The sequence below is a fragment of the Desulfosporosinus sp. SYSU MS00001 genome (assembly GCF_049943955.1).
GTDB lineage: Bacteria > Bacillota > Desulfitobacteriia > Desulfitobacteriales > Desulfitobacteriaceae > Desulfosporosinus.
In genome coordinates this window covers 132576-143320 of record NZ_JBNFTW010000012.1, presented here as the reverse complement: position 1 = coordinate 143320, position 10745 = coordinate 132576, and the positions used below count along the sequence as shown (strand labels likewise).

7 protein-coding genes are annotated in these 10745 nt (G+C 36.9%); 5 read left to right on the top strand and 2 right to left on the bottom strand.

Annotated features, from left to right (window positions below; genetic code table 11):
- The coding region (locus tag ACPUYX_RS18475) for a 4Fe-4S dicluster domain-containing protein (protein WP_426381090.1) at nucleotides 1-1357 on the bottom strand (1357 nt) is incomplete at its 3' end.
- Between the two features lie 79 nt (nucleotides 1358-1436).
- Nucleotides 1437-1643, bottom strand: coding sequence for an aspartyl-phosphate phosphatase Spo0E family protein (locus tag ACPUYX_RS18470; RefSeq protein ID WP_426381089.1), 207 nt, complete (start codon nucleotides 1641-1643; stop codon nucleotides 1437-1439).
- Between the two features lie 757 nt (nucleotides 1644-2400).
- On the opposite strand from ACPUYX_RS18470, the gene ACPUYX_RS18465 reads away from it, so the two are divergent.
- From ACPUYX_RS18465 to ACPUYX_RS18445, 5 genes are all read left to right on the top strand, one after another.
- Nucleotides 2401-5064, top strand: coding sequence for a PAS domain S-box protein (locus ACPUYX_RS18465; protein WP_426381088.1), 2664 nt, complete (start codon nucleotides 2401-2403; stop codon nucleotides 5062-5064).
- Nucleotides 5065-5523: 459 nt separating this feature from the next.
- Nucleotides 5524-7227, top strand: coding sequence for a SulP family inorganic anion transporter (locus ACPUYX_RS18460; RefSeq protein WP_426381087.1), 1704 nt, complete (start codon nucleotides 5524-5526; stop codon nucleotides 7225-7227).
- Nucleotides 7228-7351: 124 nt separating this feature from the next.
- A complete protein-coding gene (locus tag ACPUYX_RS18455; protein WP_426381086.1) occupies nucleotides 7352-7672 on the top strand; it encodes a DNA-directed RNA polymerase subunit alpha C-terminal domain-containing protein in 321 nt (106 codons plus the stop codon).
- A gap of 311 nt (nucleotides 7673-7983) precedes the next feature.
- Nucleotides 7984-9897 (top strand): methyl-accepting chemotaxis protein, encoded by a 1914-nt coding sequence (locus ACPUYX_RS18450; RefSeq protein WP_426381085.1) that lies wholly within the window; start codon nucleotides 7984-7986, stop codon nucleotides 9895-9897.
- A 177-nt stretch (nucleotides 9898-10074) separates the two neighbouring features.
- On the top strand, nucleotides 10075-10680 hold the full coding sequence (locus ACPUYX_RS18445) for a TetR/AcrR family transcriptional regulator (protein ID WP_426381084.1): 606 nt from the start codon (nucleotides 10075-10077) through the stop codon (nucleotides 10678-10680).
- Nucleotides 10681-10745: the final 65 nt, after the last annotated feature.

Genomic DNA, 10745 nt, shown 5'->3' with positions numbered 1-10745 from the left:
GACTGTCGAAAGAACCAGCACATCCAACCCAGAAGAGATAGTCAACATTTTCTTTTTCGCTGATGAGAGGAATGTCTAAGTCAGAGGCCCAATTAGCACGTTCAGTATAGCCGACGCCCCAAGGATTACCATTATTTTCGACATTACGGAAAGCGGTTTGTAATTCCTGTGGGAAGTTACTGTCCATCATAACTAAGGATTGACGCAAATTAATGATCTTATTAACATGTTCATTGGCAACAGGACATTGGACTTGGCAGGACATGCAAGTAGTACAAGCCCAGATCTCCTCTTCGGTAACAATGTCACCGATCAGTGACTTTTGTAGAATCTCAGCAGCTTGCGGGTCCTTTTCGACGATCTCAGCTAAAGCTTCGGCATTTTCTTCGCCAGTGGAGGTTAATCCGTTAGCCCTCAGAATTGCTCCTTTTTCCAGAAGATGTTCTTTTAATTGGCGACTGATTAATTGTTTAGGATTAAGAGGTTTACCGGAAATATTGGCAGGGCAGTTGGCCATACAGCGACCGCATTCGCCGCAGGCAAAACAATCTAATAGTTGTTTCCAAGTAAAGCTTTCTATTCTGGCAACGCCCAACTCTGTCAGTTCTTCATCTTCAAGATCAATCTTCTCAATTTGAGCACCAAGGGGCTTCAAGGATGAAAAGTAAACGTTGGGGTGGACCGCCAGAAGATGCATGTGTTTAGAGTTTGGAATATAAACAAGAAACCCGAAAACGATCATGATGTGAATCCACCAGAAGGAGGCCTGTATACTCATTACAGTTGAAGAACTTAATCCCTTAAAAAGAGAAGCTACGAAATGGTACATAATAGCCAGTTCGTAGGCATTCTTATTCGTCAGGGCAACTTTTGCCCCGCTTGAAATCCATTCAGTTATAATGACCCCAAGAATTAGTAATACGATGACAGCAGCTTCTTTTGTTCGGTATAAATGAGCTGGTTTAAGAACCCATCTTCTAATAATACCAATCATTAAGCCAATAACCACGAGTATATTGAGGATATCTTTAATTAGATAAAAATAGGGATTTGTTCCGAGAATGGGGAAGGAATATGCCGGGAATAATCCTTCAAAAATCAAGGGTAATTCGCCTAAGCAAATAAAGACAAATCCCCAAAAAATAATAAAGTGAACGATCCCATAGGGTTCCTTGATTAATTTACTTTGACCAAGTACCATGGAGACAAAATTCATAAAGCGTTTACCAGGTTTGTCAAATCGATCTTCTGGGGATCCTAACGCTAAAATACAAATCTTTTTCTTAAGGGAATAGCTAAAAAACATAATTGATAAGCCGGCTATTAATACAAAAACAATCAGCCAATCTAAACGCATATAAACCCCTCCTTAAATAGATGTTGAACCTGAAGCCCAAAAGTAGTGAAAAAATTCACTAATATTAGCAACTTTAATCCTAACGAGGAAAATGCAAATGGTTTCCTATATGCGCCTTATCCGGCATAATTCTCATTAACGTTTCTCTATAGTTGTTAAGCACAATGCTAAGAATTTGGCTTTCAATCACAATTCCGAAATCTGTTAAAGATTTTCCTTCTTTAATTTTATTAAGGCTTACCTGTAATTCTTCAACTTGATCTACCAGAACTTCGATCTCTGACATATATTCATGCCTCCTTTTTAGATTGGAGTTGATAATTTAAGCCTAGCACCGTTTATTTACCTTGTCGATAGGATATCGATATGTTAATCATATTCTCTATCTATGGCTATAGATTATCTTTCATGAACCTGATTTGTATAGTTTTCATAATATTAATTGTAATATTTATTTTTCCAGCGGAGTAATCAAATTAATTTAGGTGTTTGATAGTTCATAAATTCATAAAGATTTATGAACTATTTTTAGACTAAATAGGAAATAGAATAAGTAAAGTAAATACTTAGCAATAACACTGGGAATATTTGGGATAGCATAAATGGGATGAATAATTAATTTTAATAATCTTCCTTAAATTAATATGGCTCCGGTCCCCATCTGAAGCCCTGATGTTCAGCTTTAGCTGAACGAGTTCACTGTTTTTAGTGCTAATTAGTAATGTTTTTCCAAAAATCGACTTTATATTTAGGAAAATAAATAAATAAGAATTAAAATTGAGAATTATGCAGAATTAAAGGAATGAATATTAATGAAAAACTTTAATCTGTTAAACTAATATTAAATATTCTCGTCTAAATGGAGGAATTTAGCATATTTTAGAGAATAATTATTTTGAATCAAACTTTTATAGTTAAAGTGTTAATAAATCTCTATTAGAAAGAGAGAGACTTTGGAATTATCGTCATAGTTTCATTACTTATCTAGTTGACTATAAAAGTTATCACCTGGTTAATAGCGTAGAAAAGGACGTGGACAATTAATGTACTTTGTTTTCATCCTGAATATTATTGAGGTCTTATTTTTTTGTGGTATCGTAATTTTAGTGGATCTGACCGTATATAAAAAGTACAGCTATTATGTTATGGGCATTGTTTTTGGTTTGGTTACAATTTTTGTCATGAAAGCTAATGTATGGGTGGGGAACGGTCGTCTCTTTGACTTTCGTCATATAACCATGACAATGGCAGGTTTTATTGGCGGCCCGGTAACAGCAGTAATAGCTGCATTAATCAGTGCCTTGTACAGATACCAATTGGGCGGGAGTGGGTTAATTTGTGGAATCACTGATATTTTATTGTTCGGAGTGATTGGCACGGTTTTAGGCAGTCATTTAAGACAGCGGCAAAATGGCAAGAAGCTTCTATTTTGGTTTATCGCCGGCCTAGTTATGTCAGTTATTGTTTTGTTAATTATTGCTTTTGTTCCTCCTGTTACAGATATTAGGGAAGTTCTCACTCCATATTTGCTTTTTACTCCAGTAGCAACTTGTTTGATTTTTAACTTTTACTATTGGGCCAACAAAAGTTTCAGTAAAGTATCTATACTCAACGCTATTTTAAAAGATAGTCCAATAAATCTAATGGCTTTCGACGGTCAGGGACCAATATTGCAAAGTGAAAATCTAAAAAAGGAGCCTAGACTTTCACAATTCTGCGCTTCTTTATTTCAATTTTATCAAAATCAAACCCTATCCCCTCGAAGTCATCATCAGGAATTACTGACGGATGACGGAAGATATGTTGTGGGTGATTTGTTGTTGTTTCATATGCCCAATGGTGAAAGGGCTTATGTAGCAATTGTTAATGACACAACAGACAGAAAAGAAGAGCAGAAAACAATCCTAAGAGTGAAGGATCGATTTGCAAAGGCTTTTGAATTAGGCCCTAATATGATGGCTATTATTAGGAGATCCGACGATCAATATATTGATGTCAATCGTCGTTTTCTTGAAACCAGAGGTTTACAACGCAAGGATGTGATTGGAAAAACACCGTTTGACTTAGGTGTATCAGAAAGTGGCTTTCGTAAATTTATGGAAGTTTTGGATTCTCAAGGAATAGTTAAAAATTTTGAAAGACGATTGGAGAGCAGCACTGGGCATACCATCCATGTTATTCTCTCAGCTCAAAACATACAGATAGAGAATCAAGACTGTATTTTGATTGCCTACAGCGATGTGACAGAAATCAGACAAATGCAGATTGAAAAAGTAACAGAACTTAAGCTTCGTTTGAAATTAGAGGAGGAACTTTCGAAGAGTAACCAACTTATAGCCGATGTTATTGCTAATATGCCGGACGTATTTTATGTATTAGACAATGACTGGCGTTTTAAGTACGTTAATAGAAGGGCAGAAGAATTATTAGGGAAAAGGCGTGAAGAACTTATTGATCAAATATATTGGGAAGTCCTTCCGCAAAAGCGGGGAAGCGATTTGGAAAAAAATTGTTATCAAGCAAAGAAGAATGATATTCCCATCATTTTTGAGAATTTAAGCCTTTGTGAAAAGGATACTTGGTTTCAAGTGCATACTTTCCCGTTTCAGTCGGGGTTAGCCGTCTATTACGTGGATATTACAGAGAGAAAGTTAATGCGCCAAAAATTAATGAAATCGGAACAGGAAATGGCTTCGATTCTGGAAAGCATGACAGATTGTTTTTTTGCGGTTAATGAAAACCTTCAGTTTACCTATGTAAATTCTGCTGCGGAACTTGCCTTTGCTCAAACTCGTAATGAACTACTGGGTCAATCAATCACAGAAGTATATAAGGGAAATGAGATTGCGACTCAAAATTTCAAACGAGTGATACGTGAAAAGAAACCCTTAAACTTTGAAATTTTCTCTGATGTTTTAGGGGACAAATGGTTAGAGATTAGTGCTTATCCGGCAGAAACTGGATTAACATGCTTTTTTCGAGACATTACGCGCCGGAAAAACGAGGAAAAGGAATTAGCAAGGCTGGATCGCCTAAACCTTGTCGGCCAAATGGCTGCCGGAATAGGTCATGAACTAAGAAATCCTATGACAACTGTCCGCGGTTATCTTCAATTGTTAGGGGAAAAATCCCAGTGTGAGCAACATAAGCCAATTTTTGAGTTAATGATTTCAGAACTTGATCGCGCCAATTCTATTATCACTGAGTTTTTGTCCCTTGCGAGAACAAAGCAAACCGAATTGAAGTTTCAGAATCTTAATGATATTCTTAGCCTTTTATATCCCCTTTTAGAAGCAGATACCTTTACTCAGAATAAAAAACTATTATATTTACCGGGAAAAATCCCGGATCTTGAGTTAGATAGAAAAGAAATCTCTCAACTTGTTTTAAATTTAGTTCGGAATGGACTTGAAGCAATGGATGAAGGCAAACTTCTAACTATAAGAACATTTTTAAAACAAGATAAAGTAGTTTTAGCAGTAGAAGACGAGGGATGTGGAATTCCTCCTGAATCTCTTCATAATTTAGGGACTCCTTTTTATACAACAAAAGATAATGGAACAGGTTTAGGGCTTGCAACATGTTATAAAATAGCTGAATCCCATAAAGCTCAAATAGACATCGAATCCAATGCTAATGGGACTAAATTTTATATCTTGTTTCCAATTTCAGAAGGGGTTCATGAGGGTGATAAGTTGATTGTTTAATTGTTCATAATCATATGTGATGGTGAACATACTGATTTTATATAGACATATACAGTCCACAGTGCTACTCTGTATTTGTGATAAATAGTGAAAATTCAAAAAGGAAGGATGATTTATTTGTTGAGAGTTAGGATTAATTCAAACTCTAACATCATTAACAAAATTCAGAGGGAAAGGGGAGCAACATGAAAGAGATTCTCAGCTGTCCTGTTGGGGTTTCTTCAAATTTAGACTTCTAAACTAATAGTCGATACTAGATAAAACAGTCCTAAAGACTGCTAAAAAATGTGACTTCGGTATAATCGCCCAGATTAAGGGTAGGAACTGCAAAGGGAACTCAAGAAGTAAAAAATGATTTTGAGCTGAAAATTGTTGGTTCAAAAAGGAACTTTGGACTAATAGTGAAAATTTTCACTTTATTTGCAACGCTTATTATGAGGTTTGAAAGGTGGGAGTAGTATGCCTTCACTGACTAAATGGGTTCCGATTATTGAAACGGTTAAAGGGTATAAAAAAGGTGATCTCAAGCATGACATTATAGGTGCCTTAACTGTTGTCGTTGTTGGTCTTCCTCAGTATATGGCTTATGCTCTGATTGCGGGAGTCAATCCAATTTATGGTCTCTATACCGGGATCATTGCGGCTATTATCGGTTCCGCCTTTGGTTGTTCGAACCAACTGATTACCGGACCGACGAATGCGATTTGTTTACTCACCGCAAGCGCTATGATTCGCTTTATGCATCTTCCTAATGCTTATCAAATGCTTTTCCTCATGACCTTTATGGTTGGTGTTTTACAGGTCCTTTATGGAGTAATTCGACTTGGCAAAGTGATTGATTTTGTCTCCCACACCGTCTTGGTAGGGTTTACAGCCGGTGCAGGAACGATCATTGCGCTGGGACAATTAAATACATTTCTGGGGATATCGATTAAAAACTCTTCAGCAATGTCAACTCTGGAAAAAGTATATTATATCATCACTCATTTAAATCAGACCAACCCTTATGTTTTGGGTATTGGTCTGATGACCATCATAATTGTACTGGTTTGCAAAAAGATCAGCAAAAATCTGCCTGGTGCTTTAATCGGGATTATTCTGCCAATCTTTTTTATCATTATGTTTGACTTGGAAAAGAAGGGTGTAAAACTTACAGGGAATATTCCTTCCGGCTTTCCTCCCTTTACAATGGTTCATTTTAGCCTTTCCTCAGTCAAAGATATGCTGAGCGGAGCGTTTGCCATCTCCATCATTGGTTTAGTTGAAGCAATATCTATTTCTAAATCAATTGCCACGAAAACCCGGCAAAAAATTGATTCCAATCAAGAATTTATCGGGCAGGGTTTATCGAATATCATTGGGGCATTCTTCCAGTGCCTTCCTGCTTCGGGTTCATTTTCCCGTTCCGCCATCAACTATATTAACGGGGGGGCCAGCAGATTAGCGGGAATTCTTTCTGGTGTGTTTGTAGCCATAGTTCTCATGTTGTTTGCGCCCTATGCGAAATATATACCAAGTGCAGGTTTGGCGGGGGTACTGATTTATACAGGGTATGGTTTGATTGACAAAGAGGAAATAAAGAAAGTCGTGAAAGCAGGTTTATTTTCTTCCGATTCCATTGCCATGTGGGTAACTTGTATCTTAGTTATCGTGCTGCCAAACCTGGATTATGCTATTTATACAGGGATTGCTTTATCCATCGCCTTATATCTGAAGGATACCAATAAAGCACCGCTTAAGCTTTTGATTCCATCCCAGAGTGATGGATCTCAGGTGATTCTCGAAGAAGTGAAAACTGTTGACGAAAAGGTTGACGTATTGGTAATTCAACTTGAAGGAAATCTTTACTTCGGGGGAGCAACAGATTTGGGAGATAAACTGGAAAGCTTGGTTGATAAATCCAAAGTGTTTATTCTAAGAATGAATCATGTGACCACCGTTGACTTAACATCACTGACAGCTTTAAAGGTCTTTGTAAGGAATGTGCGGGAAAATAACGGAACTTTGATTGTAAGTGGTGTTCAACCGGATCTTGCAGCATTGCTTAAAAAGTCGAACTTCGATACCGACATTGGTCAGGAAAATATCTTTATGTCCGAAAATGAAGTTTTTGCCTCCACCTCTAATGCCTTAGTTAGGGCAAGAGCCGCACTAAACTATTAAATTGGATGATTTGAGAAGTAAATTTAAGGTGAGAATGTCACCTTGATGTTCTCACCTTCCCCGAAGTAGGTATGACCGAAATTGTAAAGTATTAAGCATGGAATGGGGTTAGGAGATGGTAACTATGGTCAGGGAAATATTGACTAGCGTATTCGCTTGTTCGCTTTGCCAAACCAGGTATGATCAGAAGGAAGACGCTGAAAAATGTGAACTCCTTTGTGCAAAATTACTCAAATCTCCGGAACTATCCATTTTAGATCTCACTTCCAGGGCCTATAATATTCTCAAAAATGCCGGAATAGATACTATCGATGATGTTCGAAAAACTTCAGATGATTATTTATTAAATCTTAAAGGGTTTGGCCCCGCCTGTCTCGAAGATCTACATCATAAAATGACGTTATTTGAGGAAGAAAATGCGGTACAAAATAAATCAAAGGAGTAGTAATAACAAGTTGACCTTTAAAGTAAATCTAAGCATAGGCCGAGTTAGTTGCCTGTGTTTTTTTTATGCATAAATCCACAGCCAATTGTATTAATGCTTTTGGCATTAAATTATGTGACTATAGTGACTATTTTGGGACTCTATTTGGGACTATAATTAAATTGTAATTTTCCGCAGTTTTCCGATCTGGATAATGTATGGACGCACTCTTCAAAGATTCTGCCTATTTGCTTATGTGTAATGAATCTCTGTTCTTAGTAAGATGCAAAAAACTTACCTAATTGATTCACTTTGTTATGAAAGGGGAAACTATGCAGCAAGATTCTTCGACTTTTAAAGGTAATATTGTAACAGACGAAAGTATTTGTCAGGGGTGTAATAAATGTGTTCGGGAATGTCCCGTCGATGCAAATATAGTCTATGTTAAGAATGATAAGGTTAAAGCAAAGATAAACTATGAACGATGTATTGAATGTGGCAAGTGTATCTCGAAATGTGATCACGGTGCACGTTCTTATGTCGATGATACTGAACGCTTCTTTAATGATCTAAAACATGGTAAGAGGATTACTGTATTAGCTGCACCATCGATCAGAGCTAATTTTCCTGACTTTAAAGGACTATTCGGTTTTTTGGTTGAAAATGGTGTTAATATAATCTATGACGTCTCCTTTGGAGCTGATATTACAACTTGGGCTTATCTAAGGACTATAGAAGAGAAGAACTTACATACTGTTATTGCTCAACCTTGTCCTGTAATAGTTAACTACATTGAGAAGTTAAAGCCGGAATTATTACCTCAACTTTCTCCAATTCATAGTCCGATGCTTTGCTCAGCAATTTATGTAAAAAAGTATTTAAAGGATAACTCGGAATTAGCTATGTTATCTCCTTGTATAGCAAAAAAGGGGGAATTTGGCTCCACACAAAATATAATAGGCTACAACGTAACGTTTAAAAAACTGAAAGACTATCTGGAAAATAACAAGATTAACCTCAAAAATTACCATGAGGTCGATTTTTCTGATATAGCATGTTCTTTGGGGTGCCTTTATAGCAGACCTGGGGGGTTAAGAGAAAACGTTGAAGCTCTTGTACCGAATGCTTGGGTAAGACAAGTGGAAGGACCAGATACTGCCTACGGTTATTTGGAGATATACAGCGATCGTATTAAAGGAAATAAGCCCGTACCTCTTCTTGTCGATATTCTAAATTGTCAGCATGGCTGCAATATCGGCACAGCTGCGATCATCAAGGACAACGTACTTGATGATGTGGATTTTAGTTTTAATGCGCTGAAAACTATGAAAATGAAGGAAGAAGAAAAACAGGGATTTAAAAAATCAATGAAGCGTATCGAGTGGTTAAATAATTATTTTGATAGAACTTTAAAATTGGAAGATTTCGTACGTGTTTATAATACTACCAAAAAGGCCAGAGACTTATTAGAACCAACCGGGCCTGAGTATGATCAACTTTTTATGGCCATGCATAAAGAAGATGAAGAATCTCGTACCATAAATTGTGTTGCTTGTGGTTATTCGACGTGTCAAGACATGGCGAAGGCTATCCATAACGGATTAAGTGTTCCAAGTAATTGTGTTAACTATTCTAAAGGCGAATTAATCAATTTAAACCGTAAAAACGCCGAGATATTAACTCAACTTCAGGACTTAAGCGCTGAAAGACTGGAATACAGTAAAAAACTTGAAGATGATGTTGTTAATATTAAGACGTCTTTAAATGATATAGCAGCTGAAAATGAGCATAGCGTGAACACCATACAAAACATTATGTCTAGGGTAGCTAGTAATACTGAAATAGCTTCTACTTTACGACAAGATGTTGAAGAAATTAATGACAAATTGAGCCATTTTGTCAATTCATCAAATTTAATTGAGGATATAGCAAGTCAGACCAATCTCTTGGCTCTGAATGCAGCAATTGAAGCCGCACGTGCGGGAGATCAGGGCAGAGGCTTTGCAGTAGTGGCTCAGGAAGTAAGAAAATTAGCTGAAAGGTCTAACGAAGTCGTGAAGTCAACGATTAATGATGAGAAGCTGATGTTGGATTTGATCGGAAGTATAGCCAATATATCGGTGACATTAGACCAAGAAATGATTGAAATAAGTAATCAAGTCGAGCAGATTTCAGCCTCAATCGAAAACTTAACAGCGAAGAGTCAGGATATTTTAGCATTTGTTGAAGATATTTCGAATCATTAATTTGGAGATATGATCATTGAGAGAGCAGCAGACAAAATACTGTTGCTCTTTTCTTTTGCGTAAGGCTTGGAAATCAAGGCTTCTCATGCAAGCACTTACTTGCACGAGAAGCCTTGATTTGGTACAATAAACTTGCAAGTGCTCGCACGCATAATACCGATAGGTGGTGGTTACAAATTGGAGACTATTGAGACAGGTAATTTAACCGATAATGCTCTGAGTATTAGAATTATTGAAGCAGCGAAACAACTTTTTATGGATCATGGCTTTAAAGGTACGACAACGAAAATGATCGCCAAAGAAGCTAACGTCAATGAAGCGACCCTGTTTAGACACTTTAAAAATAAAGAAGGTATTTTCTTAGCGATAACCAAAGACCTTACTAAACACAGCAATTCAAAACTTGAGAGCATCATAGAAAGCGACATTTCCTTAGAAGAAATGCTATTTCAATTCGGAATGGAATTGTATAGTAGGATTGTCCAAAGCAAAGGTGTATTGATTGTAGCGATAATTGAGTCTAAGCAGAGATCAGAGCTCGTCAAAAATGTTACAAACACGTTTAGATCCATCGTTGAAATTTTGGAGAGAAAATTAGTTAGGTTACATAATGAAGGGGTTCTTGAGAAGAATGACTTTTTTACAGTTTCCTTGATGTATGTAGAATCTTTAATTGGTCTTTTTATTGTCCAGACGAGACTGGAAGGTGACCTTATACCGATGGAAATTGAACGATTATGCAGAAGCGCTTCGAAAGTTTTAGTCAACGGATTACAAGGATAAAGAGGCCTAAAGAATGCCTGGGTTTTGCACAAGATAAGAAGATGTAAATCAGAGAACGGAAGTAA